This is a genomic window from Pseudomonas qingdaonensis, from assembly GCF_018398475.1.
GTDB classification, from domain to species: Bacteria; Pseudomonadota; Gammaproteobacteria; order Pseudomonadales; family Pseudomonadaceae; genus Aquipseudomonas; species Aquipseudomonas palmensis.
The window spans coordinates 3,225,073-3,242,526 of record NZ_CP074676.1; the positions used below are offsets into that span (position 1 = coordinate 3,225,073).

At 67.1% G+C, this 17,454-nt stretch carries 16 protein-coding genes; 6 read left to right on the forward strand and 10 right to left on the reverse strand.

The genetic code is table 11. From position 1 onward, the window contains the following. Window positions 1–50: 50 nt before the first annotated feature. The 4 genes from KH389_RS14660 to KH389_RS14675 are packed head-to-tail and all read left to right on the forward strand — an operon-like array spanning window position 51 to window position 4,631. Window positions 51–1,679, forward strand: a complete 1,629-nt coding sequence (locus tag KH389_RS14660) for a response regulator (protein WP_054915375.1) — start codon at window positions 51–53, stop codon at window positions 1,677–1,679. Then, window positions 1,676–2,458, forward strand: coding sequence for an endonuclease/exonuclease/phosphatase family protein (locus tag KH389_RS14665; RefSeq protein WP_054915376.1), 783 nt, complete (start codon window positions 1,676–1,678; stop codon window positions 2,456–2,458). The genes KH389_RS14660 and KH389_RS14665 overlap by 4 nt, the downstream gene beginning before the upstream one ends. After that, entirely contained in the window at window positions 2,455–3,666 is a 1,212-nt protein-coding gene (gene clsB, locus KH389_RS14670) for a cardiolipin synthase ClsB (protein WP_054915377.1), read from the forward strand. Before KH389_RS14665 ends, clsB begins: the two co-directional genes overlap by 4 nt. Then, a complete protein-coding gene (locus KH389_RS14675) occupies window positions 3,663–4,631 on the forward strand; it encodes a lysylphosphatidylglycerol synthase domain-containing protein (protein ID WP_213605728.1) in 969 nt (322 codons plus the stop codon). Before clsB ends, KH389_RS14675 begins: the two co-directional genes overlap by 4 nt. Here the strand turns inward: KH389_RS14675 and KH389_RS14680 are convergent. Together KH389_RS14680 and KH389_RS14685 are read right to left on the reverse strand one after the other, a co-directional pair. Next, window positions 4,583–6,664 (reverse strand): ATP-binding protein, encoded by a 2,082-nt coding sequence (locus tag KH389_RS14680; RefSeq protein ID WP_058540719.1) that lies wholly within the window; start codon window positions 6,662–6,664, stop codon window positions 4,583–4,585. The genes KH389_RS14675 and KH389_RS14680 overlap by 49 nt on opposite strands. A 23-nt stretch (window positions 6,665–6,687) precedes the next feature. After that, on the reverse strand, window positions 6,688–7,149 hold the full coding sequence (locus tag KH389_RS14685; RefSeq protein ID WP_238596426.1) for a nucleoside deaminase: 462 nt from the start codon (window positions 7,147–7,149) through the stop codon (window positions 6,688–6,690). A gap of 147 nt (window positions 7,150–7,296) precedes the next feature. Here KH389_RS14685 and KH389_RS14690 point away from each other — a divergent pair, with 147 nt between their 5' ends. Continuing rightward, the gene (locus KH389_RS14690) at window positions 7,297–8,001 is read left to right on the forward strand and encodes a type 1 glutamine amidotransferase domain-containing protein (RefSeq protein WP_043862926.1); all 705 of its coding nucleotides are present in this window, start codon (window positions 7,297–7,299) and stop codon (window positions 7,999–8,001) included. A gap of 140 nt (window positions 8,002–8,141) precedes the next feature. After that, on the forward strand, window positions 8,142–8,948 hold the full coding sequence (locus tag KH389_RS14695) for a CSS-motif domain-containing protein (protein WP_043862927.1): 807 nt from the start codon (window positions 8,142–8,144) through the stop codon (window positions 8,946–8,948). A 305-nt stretch (window positions 8,949–9,253) separates the two neighbouring features. Here KH389_RS14695 and KH389_RS14700 read toward each other — a convergent pair whose 3' ends face one another. Genes KH389_RS14700 through trbE form a run of 8 tightly spaced genes read right to left on the reverse strand, consistent with a single transcriptional unit; the run spans window position 9,254 to window position 17,447 of the window. Next, window positions 9,254–9,499 carry a DUF2274 domain-containing protein gene (locus tag KH389_RS14700; protein WP_213605729.1) on the reverse strand — a complete coding sequence of 82 codons (246 nt, stop codon included), beginning with the start codon at window positions 9,497–9,499 and terminating at the stop codon, window positions 9,254–9,256. Then, window positions 9,496–10,782: a TraB/TrbI/VirB10 family type IV secretion system protein gene (locus tag KH389_RS14705; protein WP_213605730.1), complete on the reverse strand. Its 1,287-nt coding sequence runs from the start codon at window positions 10,780–10,782 to the stop codon at window positions 9,496–9,498. The genes KH389_RS14700 and KH389_RS14705 overlap by 4 nt, the downstream gene beginning before the upstream one ends. A 2-nt stretch (window positions 10,783–10,784) precedes the next feature. Next, window positions 10,785–11,789 (reverse strand): P-type conjugative transfer protein TrbG, encoded by a 1,005-nt coding sequence (gene trbG / locus KH389_RS14710; protein WP_213605731.1) that lies wholly within the window; start codon window positions 11,787–11,789, stop codon window positions 10,785–10,787. Next, window positions 11,786–12,490, reverse strand: coding sequence for a conjugal transfer protein TrbF (trbF, locus tag KH389_RS14715; protein WP_213605732.1), 705 nt, complete (start codon window positions 12,488–12,490; stop codon window positions 11,786–11,788). Before trbF ends, trbG begins: the two co-directional genes overlap by 4 nt. Window positions 12,491–12,514: 24 nt before the next feature. After that, complete coding sequence (trbL, locus tag KH389_RS14720; protein WP_213605733.1) at window positions 12,515–13,894, reverse strand: P-type conjugative transfer protein TrbL; 1,380 nt, start codon at window positions 13,892–13,894, stop codon at window positions 12,515–12,517. Next, window positions 13,891–14,223, reverse strand: a complete 333-nt coding sequence (locus KH389_RS14725; protein ID WP_213605734.1) for a hypothetical protein — start codon at window positions 14,221–14,223, stop codon at window positions 13,891–13,893. The genes trbL and KH389_RS14725 overlap by 4 nt, the downstream gene beginning before the upstream one ends. 12 nt (window positions 14,224–14,235) lie before the next feature. Then, a complete protein-coding gene (trbJ, locus tag KH389_RS14730; protein ID WP_213605735.1) occupies window positions 14,236–14,991 on the reverse strand; it encodes a P-type conjugative transfer protein TrbJ in 756 nt (251 codons plus the stop codon). Next, entirely contained in the window at window positions 14,988–17,447 is a 2,460-nt protein-coding gene (trbE, locus tag KH389_RS14735) for a conjugal transfer protein TrbE (RefSeq protein WP_213605736.1), read from the reverse strand. Before trbE ends, trbJ begins: the two co-directional genes overlap by 4 nt. Between the last annotated feature and the right edge of the window lie 7 nt (window positions 17,448–17,454).

A 17,454-nucleotide genomic window follows, 5' to 3' on the forward strand; every position in this document is an offset into this window, starting at 1 on the left:
ATGGATAAAAAGGCAATCGCCTGGCTGTGCGTTATCAAAGGAGATCGCCCGTGAACAATTCGGTGCCAAACGGCGAACGCGCACTGATACTTGCCCCGCCCACCCTCAGCCGCCTGGCGCTGAACCTGTTCGACGAAGCCGGCATACAAGCGCTGGCCACCCGCGACCTGGACGAGATGGCCGATGCCCTGGGCCAGGGCGCGGGGCTGGCCATCATCGCCGACGAGTCCCTGGGCGGCTTCGTGCAGTCGCCCGTGCACAACTACCTGCGTACCCAGCCCGCCTGGTCGGACCTGCCGGTGGTGCTGCTGACCAGCCCGGCCCGGGCGCCGGACGCCGACCTGCACACGGCGCTGGGCAACCTGTTCCTGCTGGCATGCCCGTTCCAGCCCAGCGGCCTGCTGGCCCTGACCCACGCTTCGCTGCGCGCCCGCCGTCGCCAGTACCAGGCCCAGTACAGCGCGGCCCGCCTGCAGGACCTGGAGCAGCGGGTGGAAGAGCAACTGCGCCACCTGCGCGAAGACGAACAACAGCTGCGCCACACGCAGAAGATGGAAGCCATCGGCCAGTTGGCCGGCGGTGTGGCCCACGACTTCAACAACCTGCTTACCGGCATCGGCGGCAGCGTGGAGCTGATCCGCCGGCGCCTTGCCCAGGGCCGCCAGGAAGACCTGCCCAAGCTTATCGACATGAGCCTGGGGGCGGTGCAGCGCGCCGCCAGCATGACCCATCGGCTGCTGGCATTCTCCAGCCGTCAGCCGCTGGATGCGGGCCCGGTCAGCCTGGCCAGCCTGCTGGACGGCGACCAGCTGCGCGCCCTGCTGACCCCGCAGATCGACCTGCAGGTCAGCCTCGACGCCGACCTGTGGCACATCGAGGTGGACGCGCAGCAGTTGCGCGAAGCCATCGACAACCTGCTGAGCAACGCCCGTGATGCCATGCCCAACGGCGGTGAGCTGCGCATCCACGCCGGCAACCGTCGCCAGGGCAAGCCGTTGCCTGGCGGGCATCCGCTGGCCAGCGGCGACTATGTACTGTTGAGCGTGCACGACAACGGCTGCGGCATGCCGCAAAGCAGCGTGGACCGCGCCTTCGACCCCTTCTTCACCACCAAGCCCATCGGCCAGGGCACGGGGCTGGGCCTGTCGATGGTGTATGGCTTCAGTCGCCAGTCCCAGGGGCACGTGGCGCTGTACAGCAGCATCGGCCATGGCACCCAGGTCGAGCTCTACCTGCCGCGGCATGTGGGGGATGTACAGGGCGCGCCAGCGCCCGCCCCCGGCCCGCCGCCGGAGGCCAATGGCAGCAACCGCGTGCTGATCGTGGAGGACGACCACACGGTGCGCCAGCTGGTCCACGAGACCCTCGCCGAGCAGGGCTACCAGTGCTGCGAGGTGGCCGACGCCAGCCTGGCACTGTCGGTTCTGCGCTCCGACCGGCCGATCGACCTGCTGATCAGCGATGTGGGGCTGCCGGGGATGAACGGGCGTCAGCTGGCGGAGATCGCGCGCAAGCTGCGCCCGGGGCTGAAGGTGCTGTTCATCACCGGCTATGCCGAAAACGCCACCTCGTGCCGGGGCTTTCTCGACCCGGGCATGCAGATGATCAACAAGCCATTCAAGTTCACCCAGCTGACGCGCAAGGTGGCGCAGATGCTCGGCCCGGGCAACCTCCCATGAGCCTGCCCCAGCCCCCGCCGGTGGCCGGCCGGCAGGTCACCGAGCACGCCGTGCGGGTGCTTACGGTGAATGTGCACAAGGGCTTCAGCGCGTTCAACCGGCGTTATGTGCTGCCCGAGCTGCGCGAGGCCGTGCGCAGCCAGGACGCCGACCTGGTGTTTCTGCAGGAGGTGCTGGGCAGCCACCGTGGCCATGCCAGCCGCCACCCAGACTGGTCCCACGTGCCGCAGTACGAGTTCCTGGCCGACAGCCTGTGGCCGCAGTACGCCTACGGGCGCAACGCGGTGTACCCGGACGGCGAGCACGGCAATGCGCTGCTGTCCAAGTTCGCCATCCGGCATTACGAAAACCTCGATGTGAGCGTGACCGGCAGCGAGCGCCGCGGCCTGCTCCACGCCGTGCTCGATGTACCCGGCCAGCGCCCGCTGCATACCGTGTGCGCGCACCTGGGGCTGGATGAGCGCCAGCGCGTCAAGCAGTTGCGCCTGCTGTGCCGGCTGCTGGAAAGCCTGCCCGCCGAAGCGCCGGTGATCGTGGCGGGCGACTTCAATGACTGGCGCCAGCGCGCCGACCAGCACCTGGCCGGCTGCGGCCTGGTGGAGGTGTTCACCCAGGCCCACGGGCGCCCCGCACGCAGCTTTCCGGCGCGCTGGCCGCTGCTGTGCCTGGACCGTATCTATGTGCGCAACGCCCAGGCCCGGCAACCCCGGGTGATGGGGCGCAAACCCTGGTCGCACCTGTCAGACCACTTGCCGCTGTTCGTGGAGGTACTGCTATGAAGGCCGACTGGCGCGAGGATAACGAGGTGCAATTGCTGATCAATGGCGAGGCGTACTTCCCGGCCGCCTTCGAGGCGATTGCCAATGCCAGGGAGCAGGTGCTGCTGGAGACCTTCATCATTTTCGAAGACAAGGTCGGCAAGCAGCTGCAACAGGTATTGATCGAGGCAGCGCAACGCGGCGTGCAGGTGGAGGTGCTGGTGGACGGTTATGGCACCGCCGACCTGAGCAACGCCTTTCTGCTGGCGCTGAGCCAGGCCGGTGTGCACCTGCAGGCGTTCGACCCGAGCCCGCGGCGGCTGGGGCTGCGCACCAACCTGTTCCGCCGCCTGCACCGCAAGATCCTGGTGATCGACGGGCACACTGCCTTTGTCGGCGGCATCAACTACAGCGCCGACCACCTGGCCGACTTCGGGCCGATGGCCAAGCAGGACTACGCCGTGCGGGTACGGGGGCCGATCGTGGCCGACCTGCAGCAGGCCACCCTGACCCTGCTCGACGCCCAGCGCGCCCGCCCTGTGCGGCCCCGGGGCTGGTGGCGCCGGGCACCGCCGATCAGTGCCGACAGCGTGCAGGCGCGCATGTGCCTGTGCATCCGCGACAACGCCGAGCACCCCACCGATATCGAGCAGCACTACATGCGCGCCATCGTCACCGCGCGCGAACGGATCATCATCGCCAATGCGTACTTCTTCCCCGGCTACCGGATGCTGCGGGCCCTGCGCAATGCGGCCCGGCGTGGCGTGGACGTCACCCTGATCCTGCAGGGCATGCCCGACATGCCGCTGGTGCGGCTGTGCTCGCGCATGCTCTACAACTACCTGCTGCGCGACGGCGTGCGCATTCACGAGTACTGCGAGCGCCCGCTGCACGGCAAGGTCGCGGTGGTGGACCGCGAGTGGTCCACGGTGGGGTCGAGCAACCTCGACCCGCTGAGCCTGTCGCTGAACCTCGAGGCCAACCTGGTGATCCGCGACCAGGCCTTCAACCAGCTGCTGGGCGAGCACCTGCAGGCGCTGGCCCACAGCCAATGCAAGCCGGTGACCCTGCAACGGGTGCTGCGCGGCTACTGGTGGCGCGCACCGCTGATCTTCATGGCGTTCCACTTCACCCGCCTGTTCCCGGCCATCGTCGGCTGGCTGCCTGCGCACCAGCCCCGGCTCAAGCCGCTGCAGCCGCCAGCGGCGCTCCAGGAGCCGCTGTCATGAAGCTTTCCGGCACACACTGGCAATGGGCGCGCCGGGCCCTGACCCTGGCGTTCTTCATCCTGATACCGACATTGCTGTTCATGTTGCTGCGCAACCAGGACTGGGGCGAGGTGCTTCACGCCCTGGTGTCCTACCCGCCCGGGGTGTTGCTGCTGGGCGGGGCGATTGCGGCGTGCAGCTTCGTGCTGTTCAGCTGCTATGACCTGCTGGGGCGGCGCTACACCGGCCACCAGCTGCCGGCGCGCCAGGTCGTGCCGCTGGCCTTCGTGTGCTACGCGTTCAACCTGAACCTCAGTGCCTGGGTGGGCGGGGTTGCCCTGCGCTATCGCCTGTATTCGCGCCTGGGCCTGGATGTACCGACCATCAGCCGCCTGCTCGGGCTGGGCCTGGTGACCAACTGGCTGGGCTACCTGCTGGTGGCCGGCAGCCTGTTCGCCTGTGGCCTGCCGCGCCTGCCGGCGGGGATGGAGATCGGCACCGGCGGGCTGCGCGTGATCGGTGTGCTGATGCTGCTGGCCGCTGCGGCCTACCTGGGCGCCTGCGCGTTCGCCAGGCGCCGCAGCTGGCAGGTGCGCGGGCAGGTGCTCACGCTGCCGGGTATCCGCCTGGCACTGCTGCAGGCCGTCATGGGGGCATGCAACTGGCTGCTGATGGGGCTGGTGATCTACACCCTGCTGCCGGACAAGGCGGGCTACCCGAGCATCGTCGGGGTGCTGATGATCAGCAGCATTGCCGGGGTGATCACGCATATTCCGGCAGGCCTGGGGGTGCTGGAGACGGTGTTCATCACCCTGCTGCAGGGCCAGTACGCCAAGGGCACCCTGCTGGCGGCGCTGATTGCCTACCGCGTACTGTACTTTCTGCTGCCGCTGCTGGTGGCCTGCGTCGTCTACCTGCTGCTGGAGCGCGTGGCCAGTCAGGGCGCCGGCGTGCCGGCCCCCGGCCCGCGCGACTCGGCGCGCTGAAGCATGGCCTTGACCTTGCGCTGCAGGCGGTCCAGCGGGAACGGCTTGGTCAGCAGTTCCACCCCCGCCTCGAGGGTGTCACGCTGGGCGATGGCTTCGTCGGTGTAGCCGGTGATGAACAGTATGTTCTGCTGCGGGTTGTGCCGGCGCACCTCGCTGGCCACCTGGCGCCCACTGAAACCGCCGGGCAGGCCGATGTCGGTGATCAGCAGGTCGACCGGGGGGCCGGCCAGGCACGCCGCCAGGCCTGAACGGCCATCCACGGCCTCGATCACGTCGTAGCCTTCCTGTTGCAGCACCTCCTTGATCAGCATGCGCAGGGTCGGTTCGTCATCGATCAGCAGGATCCGCCCCTTGCCCGGCACGCTGGCCTTGGCCGGCACCGGTACGCTGGCCGCAGACTGGCTGTCGGCGCCACAGTAGCGTGGTAGCACCAGCCTGATGCGGGTGCCGCCGGTATCGGACGCCTCGATCCACACCCGCCCGCCCGACTGACGCACGAAACCGTACACCATCGACAGGCCCAGGCCGGTGCCCTGGCCCACGGGCTTGGTGGTGAAGAAGGGTTCGAAGGCGCGCTCCATCACCTGGGGGCTCATGCCCTGGCCGTCGTCCTCGACCGTCAGCGAGCAGTAGTCGCCAGGGGGCAGGCCGTCCCTGCCTGCGACCCGGGCATCGTAGCGTTCATTGCCGGTACTGATGGTCAGGCGCCCGCCGGCGCGCATCGCATCGCGTGCGTTGATGCATAGGTTGAGCAAGGCGTTTTCCAGCTGGTTGGCGTCCACCAGGGTGCGCCACAGCTGCGGCTCGACCTTCAGCTGCAGGGCGATGTCCGGGCCCAGGGTCTGGCGGATCAGGGCGTCCATGCCGTGCACCAGGGCATTGAGGTCTGCCGGGCGCGGGTCGAGGGGCTGGCGCCGGGCGAATGCCAGCAGGCGGTGGGTGAGCACCGCCGCGCGCTGGGACGCCTCCTTGGCGGCGGCGATGTAGCGATCCAGGCCGTCCAGCTGGCCACTGCCGATACGCCGCTCGATCATTTCCAGGCTGCCGCTGATGCCGGTCAGCAGGTTGTTGAAGTCGTGCGCCATGCCGGCGGTCAACTGGCCCACGGCGTCCATCTTCTGGCTCTGGCGCAGCAGTTCCTCGGCTTGCACCAGGGCCGCGGCGCGCTCCTGGTCCAGGGTGATGTCGTGGCCGATGGCGGTATAGATGCCGGTGCTGGGCACGATCGACCAGTTGAACCAGCGGTAATGGCCGTCACGGTGACGGTAGCGGCACTTGAAGCCCTGCACGGTCTGCCCGGCCCGCAGTTGCTGGTGCACCGCTTCGATGCCCGGCCGGTCGTCGACATGGCACAGCTCCAGCACCGGCCTGCCGATGAACGAATCGTCCCAGCCCAGCAGCTCGCGACCGCAGGCATTGATGGCGTAGATCTGCAGGTCTTCGCGCACCAGCATCATGATGTCGCTGGACAGCTCCCAGATGCGTTCGTGGTCTGCGGTCTGCTCCATGATCTTCTGTTCGAAGGCATCGGCGCGTTCGCGCCACACTTGCTCGTTTCTGACCGTCTCGGTGGTTTCGAACACGGTGTTCAGAAAGCCCGCCACCTGGCCGGACTCGTCGCGCACCGGGCTGTAGCAGAAGGTGAAGTACGCCCGCTCCACATCCCCGTTGCGGTCGGTATCGAGCGCGAAGTTTTCCATGAACACCGCTTCGCCGGCGTAGGCCCGCTGCGCCAGGGCGCTGATATCGTCCCACACGTCGCTCCAGATCACGCTCAGCGGCTTGCCCAGCGGCGCCGGCTTGGCGCCGAGCAAGGGCACGAACGCGTCGTTGTGGATGCTGATCAGCTCGGGGCCCCACACCAGGCAACCCGGAAACTTGGAAGCCAGCAGCATGTCCACGGCGATGCGCAGCGAAGCCTGCCATTGCGGCGCCGGCCCCAGGGCGGTGCGGCTCCAGTCGAACTGGCGTACCGCATCGCTCATGCCGCCCGACAGGTTCGGGGCCGCTTCAGAGTGGGGGGTGTGCATGATCGGGTGCGCTTCCTTGGGGCTCAAGGCTCGGACTGCTCGCCGATATCTTCGTTCCAGAGCTGGGGGTGGTCCTCGATGAATCTGCGCATCAGGCCGGTGCAGGTGGCGTCATGCAGCACCTGCAGGTTCACGCCACGGCTCTGCAGCAGGGCCTCCTCGCCCAGGAAGGTGTGGTGCTCGCCGATCACCACCTGCTTGATGCCGTACAGCAGGATGGCGCCGCTGCACATGGCGCAGGGTGACAGGGTGGTATAGAGGGTGGCGTCGGCGTACACGCTGGCCGGCTGGCGCCCGGCATCTTCGAGCGCGCTCATTTCACCATGCAGTATCGCGCTGCCCTGTTGCACCCGGCGGTTGTGGCCGCGTCCGATGATCCTGCCCTGGTGCACGATCACCGAGCCGATGGGAATGCCACCTTCTGCCAGGCTCTTCCGCGCTTCGTCGATGGCGGCCTGCATGAACGGATCGGTGTGTGTGGACATGATGACGGTGACTCCTGTGACAGCGGCTGTATGGGTGGAAACTAGCACAACGCCCTGGGCGATGGCGGGTTTTGCGGCCGCGACTATGCTCTATAGGTTTGCTTCGCCCCACCCCTCCCCGCGCCCGATCACCAGAGGAACGCTGCAATGAGCAAGAAAGTACTGGTAGTGCTGACCAATACCGCCAGGTATCCGAGCCTCAAGCGCGCCACCGGGCTGTGGCTGGGCGAAGCCGTGCACTTCGTTGCGGTGATCGAGAAGGCCGGCTACAAGGTGGACTATGTGAGCCCCGCCGGCGGCTACGTGCCGATCGACCCGCACAGCCTAAGCATGGCCCCGGACCTGGATTGGCAGTGGTACGACGACAAGGCGTTCATGAACCGCCTGGGCGCCACCCTGGCCCCTGACCAGGTCAAGGCGCAGGACTACCACGCGATCTATTTCACCGGCGGCCACGGGGTGATCTGGGACTTCCCCGACAACACGGCATTGCAGGGCCTGGCGCGCCAGATCTTCGAGGCCGGCGGCGTGGTGGCCTCGGTGTGCCATGGCGCGGTCGGCCTGCTCAACATCAAGCTCAGTGACAACACCCTGCTGCTCAAGGACCGCGAGGTTACCGGGTTCTCCAACGTCGAGGAACAACTGGTCGAACTGGACAAGGTGGTGCCGTTTCTGACCGAGAACGAACTGGCCGCGCGCGGTGGCCTGTACAGCAAGGCCGAGGACCCCTGGCAGGAATACGTGGTGCGCGACCAGCGCGAGGGGCGCCTGATCACCGGGCAGAACCCCGCCTCCTCGGCCGCTGTCGCACGCCAGGTGCTGGCAGTACTGGCCGCATCGAAGGCAGGCTAGCCCCCCGGAGCGTCGACGAATAGCACGGCCAATGTCGTCGCGTCTTACAAGGGCAAACTACGCCCCTCACTTATGCTGAACGGCATCCGCTCAAGATGCCCGCGCGCCCCTGCGGCCCGCTCTGTCAACATAGGTGAATCATGCCCCGTCACAAATTTCGCGCTGGCCGTGTGCTGCTGGAACTGCTGGTCATCCTGTTGATCGGCCTGACCCCTGTGGGGTGCGGCCTGTTGATCATGAGCTGGCAGGTGGAAAAGATGCTGGCCGAGTCGACCCTGGTCTCGATCCAGCACACCCAGCAGGACATCGATCGCATCCTCGACTCGCTGCACAATGCCAGCAACAAGGTGCTCAACCTGGCGGACTTCCCCTGCCCGCGGGCCCTGCCCAGCCTGCGTACCGAAGTGGTGATGCGCCCCGAGCTGCGCTCGCTGGTGCTGGTGCGCGAGAACCGGGCCTACTGCAGCACGGTGCACGGCGAATACCAGCTGCTGGTCGACCCGGGCAGCTTCTTCAACCAGCGCCTGCGCCTGGAGCCGGGCAACGATGTGACCCCGGACTCGGCCATCCTGTATTACCGCCTGCAGGAGTACCCGCTCGGCGTGCTGGCCCTGGTCGACGCCAAGACCCTGCAAGCCACGATGCAGCGGGTAAAGGCCAGCGCCAATCTGGTGCTGCAGTTCGGTGACGATTACCTGTGGAGCGAGGGCAGCACCTTCGACGACGTGCTGCCCGATCACTCCGAACAGCATGTCCGCGTGCTGTCCGCCAGTTACGGGTACACCATCCATGGCGGCTACCCGGACGGCCATATCTGGCAGGCGATGCTGTCCAACGCCCAGGCCATCATCCCGTCGTTGCTGCTGGTGGGCGTCATGACCTCGGCAGCGGTGTACTGGACGCTGTTTCGCAACCGCCGCGCGCCATCGGTGCGTCGTTACGGTTGAGGCCGGCGCAGGCACAAAAAAGTGCCGGTGTCAAGCCTTGCGCGCAAAGCACGTAGGGCTTGAACCGTATATGGGACAGTAGGTTAGCTCTTTTCGGGGCCGCGTTGCAGAACCACGGCTTCGTCGGCTAGGAGCCACATAAGAGCGTCGAGGGAGAAAGCCGCATCGCACTGCGTCGTGCTGGATTGCCGAGTAACGGCGGGCCTGTCGCATCATCATAGCCCAAGGGGCTTGGCGGCATCCAGAATGAAGAACGCGCAGCCTGGGGCTGCGCGTTCAATGGGTGCCGTTGGATTGCGAAGCGATCATGTCGGCTTCGATGGCGCGCTCCGGGTCGCCGTGCCCTTCCTGAATCCCCGATCCCCCGCCATGAACGCCTCCAGCATGTGCGGGATCAACGTCGTTGCATCTACGGCCTCGCCATATGCCTGCGCGTGCAGCGCGGCGTAGCGGTCGAGGTCGGCTTTCAGGCTGGCCGGGCACGTGAAGGTCAGCTTGACGCTCTCGGTCTTGGGAAGCGGCCCGAGCCGCAGCTTCTTGGTCGTGCTCATTGCGAAGCTCCCCGGTTGAATCCCCGGTTGAAGAACAAGGGCTGGTACGGCCGCAGCACCAGATCCCGGTTGACGATGATCCGCACCGGCAGGCCCGGCCGCTCGGTCAGCGTCGGCTGGATGTTCATGTTGCGTCGGGTGATCTCCTGGCCGACCTGATTGATGCTGTCTTGGGCGCTGTCACGCCCGGCGATGACGATGCGGTTGCCGTCCTGGCGGTTCTCCGGCGCGGCCAGCTCGGCGCCCACGCCCAGCAGCGTCGTCAGCACAGCGCCCGCGACGATGCGATCCCAATGCCAGTCCACGTCGTCTTCCAGGCCGGCGTAGCCGGCCGGGTCGGTGCCCACGAGGTTGTCGAGCGTCAGCGAGGACGTGTCGGGCAGGATGACCCGGTTCCATACCACCTGCACGCGGCTCTGCCCGTAGCTGACCTGGCTGTTGTAACGGCCGAGGATGCGCGATCCCTGCGGGATCAGCAGGAACTTGCCCGTGGCCGTGTCAAAGACCGGCTCCGTCACCGTGGCGATCACGTCGCCGGGTAAGTCCGACTTGATACCTGTCACCAGCGCGCCGGCGATCACCGTGCCCGCCATCACCTGATAAGGCGATGCCGGCAGCGCCAGGTTGCCGGAATTGCGGGTTTCCGTAGCGCCGCTTTTCAGGAATGCCTCTTTCTGGTCTTGCCGGTTCTGCACGGCGGTCGGGTCGGCTGGCTGCGCAGCCACCGAGGCCGGCCCGGCAGCGAGTGGGTCGAAGGCCGCGAGCGCGCTGGCAGCGCCAGGCGCCCCCGGCGCCGCCTGCGCCACCGTGGCGGCGGCCTGGCCCTGGCCGCCCGAGCGGAAGAACACCGACGAAGCCGCCGCCGCATCAGCCTCCTTGCGCAAGGCATCCTCGGGATCGTGACCCGGCGGCGTATAGGCCGGCGTCACCGGCTGCTGCGAGTTCACGATGGCCGGGCCAAGATCGCCCGGTAGTGGCGGCCTCAGCTCGGGCACCTTCGGCGGCAGTTTCGAGTAGTCGGCCGGCAGGCCATCCAGCCCTTCGGACTTCGAGACGCGATCGACGTTGTAAAGCTCGGTCTGCTCGTTGGCCCCCCGCCGCTGCGGTTGCAGCGACCAGATCGTGGCTCCGAGCATGGCGACCGACAAGCCGCCGACGAGGATGGCCAGCGTGCGCCGGTTCAGGCGAGTGACCGGGCGCGGCTGGGCGCGCAGTGCCACCGCCTCGGGCGCGACCTTGCCCGTCGAAGGCGTGGCACGGTCAAGGGTGTCGTCCTGGCTCATGGTCAGTTCCTCCGTGCCAAGCCATCCGTGCGCTCGATCCGCACTACATCGCCCTTGTCACCGCCCAGGCGCAGTTCGGCGGCGCCGAACAGCCGATCCACGATGTAGTACGGCGAGCGGAAGCGGTAATTGACCAGTTGCCCGCCGCCTTCCGGCCCGATCACGAACAGCGGCGGCAGCTCGCCTTGCGCGATGCCGGCGGGGAATTGGATATAGACCTTCTGCCCGTCGTCGAATGCACGCAGCGGCTTCCACGAAGGATTGCTGCCGCTGATCGCGTAGCGGAAACGCAGGTTTTCCAACGACAAGCCGGAATCCACCGGCGCGGCTGCGCTGGCCGCCTGCGCCTGGCGCTGCAAGGCCAGCATCCGGTCGCGCGGATACTCCCAGGACACCGACGCCATCCACGTCTTTTCCGTCGAGGCCAGCTCCAACAGGTACGTCCTGCGGCTGGTGGTGATGACAAGATTGGTCTTGAGGCCCGAGCGGATCGGCTTAACGAGCACGTTCACGCGCAACTCGGCACCGCTGCCGCTGGACGTGTCGCCCACGATCCAGCGCACGGTATCGCCGGCGGCGACCGTCACCAGTTCCTCGCCCAGCTGGAGCGAAACCACGGTCACGCGGCCCACGGCCGCATAGACCTGATACAGCGCGCCATCGGTGAAGGGCCACACCTGAATTGCGTTGACGTAGCCCTCGCGCGTGGGTGCGACGCGCGCATCGGCATTGGCCCGTGAGACGCGCACCTTCTCGTCGGCTGGCTCCGGCGTGGGCTTGGCGTCCTCGGCTTCGGGCAACGGCTTCAACTGCGCCGGCAACGGCAGCACCTCGGGCACGGCCACCACCTCCACCGGCACCGGCGGCTCTGGCAGCGGCTGGGCCTGCACCGGCTCATCGAGCGAGATGGTTGGCGGTGGTTTGCCCTGCGTGGCGCAGCCCGTGGACAGAACAGTCGATGCAAGCAAGATCACCGGCAAAGCGGCTTTACGGAAAAGATCACTCATGGCTTGGCTCCTTCGGAAGAATCCAGTTCGCGGCTCCACGACAGGCCGTTGACGTAGATGCCCAAGGGGTTCTTGCGCAGGCGTTCTTCGGTGCGTGGCGGCTGGAGCACGATGGACACCACGGCCGTCCACCTCTCCAGGCCCGTCGCGGCGCCGTTGACGTAGCGGCGCTCCGTCCAGCGCACGTTGAAAGACGTGTCGCTGGCGCGCACGACGCTGGTGATCTGCACCGTCACCGACTCCTTACCGATGCGCGCGAACGGATCGTTGACCCGTGCGTAGTCGTTGAGCACGGCCGCACCCTTGTCGGTCGTGTAGTCGTAGGCGTCGAGCCAGTTCTGGCGAACGACGATGGGGTCGATGGACAGCGAGCGCACCAGCGTCACGAAGCGCGCGATGTGGTGCGCCGTCTGTGCATCGTTGGGCCGGTACGGCGTGGCGGCCTCGCCCACGGCGCGCACCTGGCCTGCGTTGTCCACCTCCACAACGTAGGGCGTCACGAAGGACTGCGCCGAGCGCCACACCAGGCCGCCGGCAATCAACAGCGCGAGCGTCAGGCAGCCGAAGGCCATCAGGCGCCAGTTCTTCGCCTGCACGCGCGGCGAGCCGATACGGTCGTCCCACACCTGGCCAGCGGCGTGGTATGGCGTGGCAGGCTGCGGCGTGTCGGCATAGCGCACCTGCGGTTTTCTGAATCGCATGGTCAGTTCTCCTTATGGATCGCTTTAGTCGTCGGAGCCGCGCAGACTCGGGCCTTGTCCCGAGCCGCCACCGTCACCGCCGCGCAACGTGTGCGCGGTGGTGGTCGCGGCGTGGGTGAGCTGCTGGCGGCGATGCAGCCGCTTGGCCCAGGCGGGTTGTTCCGGCTTCTGTGCAGCGGCGCCGCCTGCGGGGGCTTCTCCTGCGGAGGCTTGGCCGGTTGACGCGCCAGCGCCGGCCGTCGAGCCATTCCAGCCAGCACGGAACGGAGCGGCCATCCGCTGCCCGGCAGCGGATGCACGGGATGCAGCCGCGCGTCCGGCGGACTGCGCGCCGGTCTTGGCGACGTTGCCCAGGCCCGCCATCGCGCCCTTTGCGCCACCGCCTGCGGCAGAGGACCCGGCCTGGAACGCCGACCGTGCGCTGCTGGCCGTCGAGGCGGCGGCGCGCGCACCGCTACCGGCCAGCTTGGCGGCAGCCGGGGCCATGCGCGCACCAGCAGCCACGGCGCCACCCACGCCCGTCGCGGCAGCGCCGACGGCGACGGCCGTGCCGGCAGCGCCGACAGCAGCACCAGCCATTGCGCCCGCTCCGAGCTGCGGCGCACCGGACACGAGGCCCGTGGCGATGCTGGGGCCGAAGATCCCGAGCGCCAGCAAAGTGAGCGAGGCCAGCATGATGACCAGCGCGTGGTCGATGGACGGCTCGGCGGGATGGACTTGGAACTGAGCGAACAAGCCCGAGCCGATACCGACGATCACGGCCAGCACCAGCACCTTGACGCCGGAGGCCACCACGTTGCCCAAGACCTTTTCGGCGAGGAACGCGGTCTTGTTCCAGAGCGCGAACGGCACCAGCACGAATCCGGCGAGCGTGGTCAGCTTGAACTCGATCAGCGTGATGAACAGTTGGATCGCCAGCACGAAGAAGCACAAGACCACGACCAGCCACGCGAGGAACATCACCACGATGGGATCGAGGTTCACGAACACTTCGGGAAAGCCCGCCATCTCGCCGATCTGCTCCAGAATCGGCGCCCCGGCGTCGATGCCGGTTTTCGCCAGCCGGCCCGGCTGCAAGAAGTTCTCCATCGTGATGGCCGAGCCGGTGGCGGTGATGCCCAGCCCCGCGAACGAGCGGAACACGATGCTGGCCAGCCAGTTGAAGTTGTTGAGGATGTAGGCGAAGGCGCCGACGTAGAGCACCTTGCGCAGCAGCTTGGCGATCACGTCCTCGCCCTGGCCGGTCGCGTGGCTCATGGCCCAATACAGCCCGGCGATCGTCATGTCGATGACGATCAGCGTGGCCGTGAGGAACGCCACTTCGACGCGCAGCAGCCCGAAACCCGAGTCGATGTAGGTGGCGAAGGTGTTGAGGAACTGGTCGATGATGGTCACGTCATTCATGGCGTGTTCTCCGGTGCGGCAGGCAAGGCCGGCGCGATGCCATCGGCCGGTTCCTCGAAGCTGGGCGGGATCGGCGGTAGGTCGGCCAGCGTCTGGTATTCATCCGGCCCGGCCTCGCCGGAAAAGAAGCGCCGCCGGAAGGCTTCGGCGGCGGCGCGGCAAGCTTCCTCGCCCGTGGCCTGCATGACCTGTTGTGGATGGGCCGCGCATTGCGCGCGCAATGCCTTCAGCCGCACGGGATCGGCGGCCAGGGCATCGGCAAGGTTGTCGGCCGGCTGCTCGCCGCAAGCGGCCAGCAGCGCGGCACACAGGACGAGGACGCATCGCATGGCGGCCTCCCGTCAGTTGCCGTAGAAATCCACGCGCTGCGGCGTGTACGGCGTGCCATCGCCCATGAAACGCCGCCGAACTTCGCGGGCGCGCTCCGTGGCTGCGGCCTGCCGCGCCAGCTCCAGTGACGCCGCACGGTCTTGCGTGATCTGGAGCCGCTGCGACTGGATCGACTGCTTGGCCTGCAAGGCCAGCAACTGGTTCATGGCCTGCATCGCCTGTAACGCGCCCTGGGCCGACTGGCTCTTGCCCACAAGATCGGCCAGCACGCTTTCGTCTTCGCCCAGGTTCTGCGACACCTGGGCCTGCATCTGCATGCTGGTCTGCAAGCCGTTGAGCGTGTTCCTCCAATGCTCCTGCGCATCGAGGTACATCTGATTGCCGCTCACCGTGGTGGCGTACTTCTCGGGATATAGACGCGCGAACTCTCGGTCGATGCTTGTCACGTCGTAGGCCAAGCCCTCGGCCTGCGCGATCAGCCGCTGGGTGGTCGCTAGGTTCGCTCGCAACTGGCCCACCACGTTGGACGGCAGGCTGGCTAGGTTGCGTGCCTGGTTGATGAGCATCTGGGCTTCGTTTTGGAGCTGCTGGATCTGGTTGTTGATCTGCTCCAGGGTACGAACGGCCGTCAGCGTGTTCTGCACCAGGTTGGTCGGGTCGAGCACGATGTCACCGACGCCGAACAGCGCGTGAGCGGGCTGTGCGATGCCGAAGGCGAGCACACATGCAGCGGTCAGCGCGGCGAGCTTGGGACTATGCGATTTCATAGCTTGTTCTCCTGTGAGTAGTCAGCAGTACGGAAGGAACCCGGCCCAAGGCCGGGGAACGAGGGCAGCAGGTCGGCCGCCCAATCGAGGCCGCAATGACGCAGCCAGGCGCCCGCGAAGCCGGGCACGCCGGCGTCCAGCAGTACGCGGTCTATGTCCCGCTGGTCCTGCGGCGTGGACGCGCCCGCAAACGCCAGCGCCGCCTGCCCCAGGTCGAGGTCGAACAGGCGGTTGCCGAGGCGGGATTGGTAGTAGTAGTCGCGCTTGGGCTGCGCGGTGGCGACGATTTCGATCTGCCGCCGGTTGAGGCCGAAGCCCTCGTAGATCGTGCGAATCTGCGGCTCGGTGGCCTGCGGGTTGGGCAAGAAAATCCGACTCGCGCAGCTCTCGATGATCGCGGGCGCGATGCTCGAATCCTTGATGTCGGCAAGGCTCTGCGTGGCGAAGATGACGCTGACGTTCTTCTTGCGCAGTGTCTTGAGCCACTGGCGGATACGCGCGGCAAACACCGGGTCATCGAGGAACAGCCACGCTTCATCGAGGATCAGCAGCGTGGGCGCACCGTCGAAGCGTTCATCGAAGCGCGCAAAGAGGTAATGCAGCACGGCCATGACGGCGGCCTTGCTATGCATCAGTTCCTCCATTTCGAAGCACTGCACGTCGGCCATGCCCAGCCGGTCATGGTCGGAGTCCAGCAGCTTGCCGTGGGCGCCACCCAGCACATAAGGCGACAGCGCCTGCCGCAGCGTGTTCGATTGCAGCAGCACGGAAAGCCCCGTCATCGTGCGCTGCTCCACCGGAGCACCGGAGAGACTGCCCAGCGCCGACCAGATGGCCGCCTTCTCGTCGGGTCCGACTGCTACGCCTTCGTGCAGCAAGCGGCCTTCGATCCATTCGGCGGCCCAGGCGCGGTAGCTCTCGCGGTCGATGCGGGCCAATGGCTGAAAGGCGATTTCGCCATCCATCCCGAGGTCGTAGTGCTCGCCGCCCAACCCGAGGATCGTGGCCCGCATGGAGCGGCCCATGTCGAAGGCGAAGATGCGCGAGCCGCGATAGCGGCGGAACTGCATCGCCAGCGTGGCGAGCAAGACCGACTTGCCCATGCCGGTCGGCCCCGCGACCAGCGTGTGGCCTACGTCACCGATGTGCGTTACCAGCCGGAACGGCGTAGCGCCGTCGGTGCGCGTGACGATCAGCGGGGGGCCGTCGAGGTGGTCGTTCTTCTCCGGCCCGGCCCATACCGCTGACAACGGCATCAGGTGCGCCAGGTTCAGCGTCGAGACGATGGGCTGACGCACGTTGGCGTAGGCGTTGCCCGGAATGGACGAAAGCCACGCATCCACCGCGTTGAGCGTTTCGGGGATGGTCACGAAGCCCCGGCCCTGGATGACGCGCTCCACCATGCGCAGCTTCTCGTCGGCCACGGCGGCGTCCTCGTCCATGACGGCGACCGTCACCGTCAGATAGCCGAAGGCGACTTGATCGCTGCCCAGTTCCTGCAAGGCGGCGTCGGCGTCGGCGGCCTTGTTGTTGGCGTCGGTATCGACCAGCGGGCTTTCCTGCTGGAAGATCGTTTCGCGCAGCAGCGCGATGACGTTCTTGCGCTTGGCGAACCACTGGCGGCGCAGGCGGGAAAGTTCTTTTTCCGCCTCGGTTTTGTCGAGGCAGAGAAAGCGCGTGCTCCAGCGGTACGCAAAGCCCAAGCGGTTGAGGTCGTCCAGAATCCCCGGCCAGGTCGAGGTCGGGAAGCCCCGCACCGACACTACCCGCAGGTGCTGATCGCCCAGCATGGGCGCCAGGCCGCCGACCAGCGCGGAGTCGGTCAGCAGCGCGTCGATGTGGAACGGCACTTCGGGCACGCCCACGCGATAGCGCCGCGTCGAGATGGTCGCGTGCAGGTAGGTCAGCGTCTGGCTGTCATCAAGCCAGGCGATCTCCGGCATCACGCCGTCGAGCAGGTCAAAGACGCGATCCGTTTCCGCGACGAAGGCTTGCAGCCGCTCTCGCCAGTCCACGCCGTTCGTCGGCGTGTTCTCGTAGAGCATCTTGGCTGCACGGGCACGGGACTCCTCCGGCGGCAGGTACACCAGCGTCAGGTGATGGCCGCTCTCGAAGTGATTGCGCGACTCCTCGAAAGCGGCCCGACGTTCTTCTTCCACCAGCCACGACAGCGGCTCGGAAAACTCCGAACGCGGATAGTCGGCAGCGGCGTGGCGCTCGGCCTCGATGAACAACGCCCAGCCCGAGCCGAGCCGGCGCAGTGCGTTGTTCAGGCGTGCCGACGTGGCGATCAATTCGCCTTGCGTCGCGCTGTCGAGGTCAGGCCCGCGAAACCGGGCCGTGCGCTGGAAACTGCCGTCCTTGTTCAAGACGACGCCCGGTGCGACCAGCCCGGCCCAGGGCAGCCAGTCGGCAAGCAAGGCCGGGCGCTGGCGGTATTCGGCGAGGTTCAGCATCGCGGCG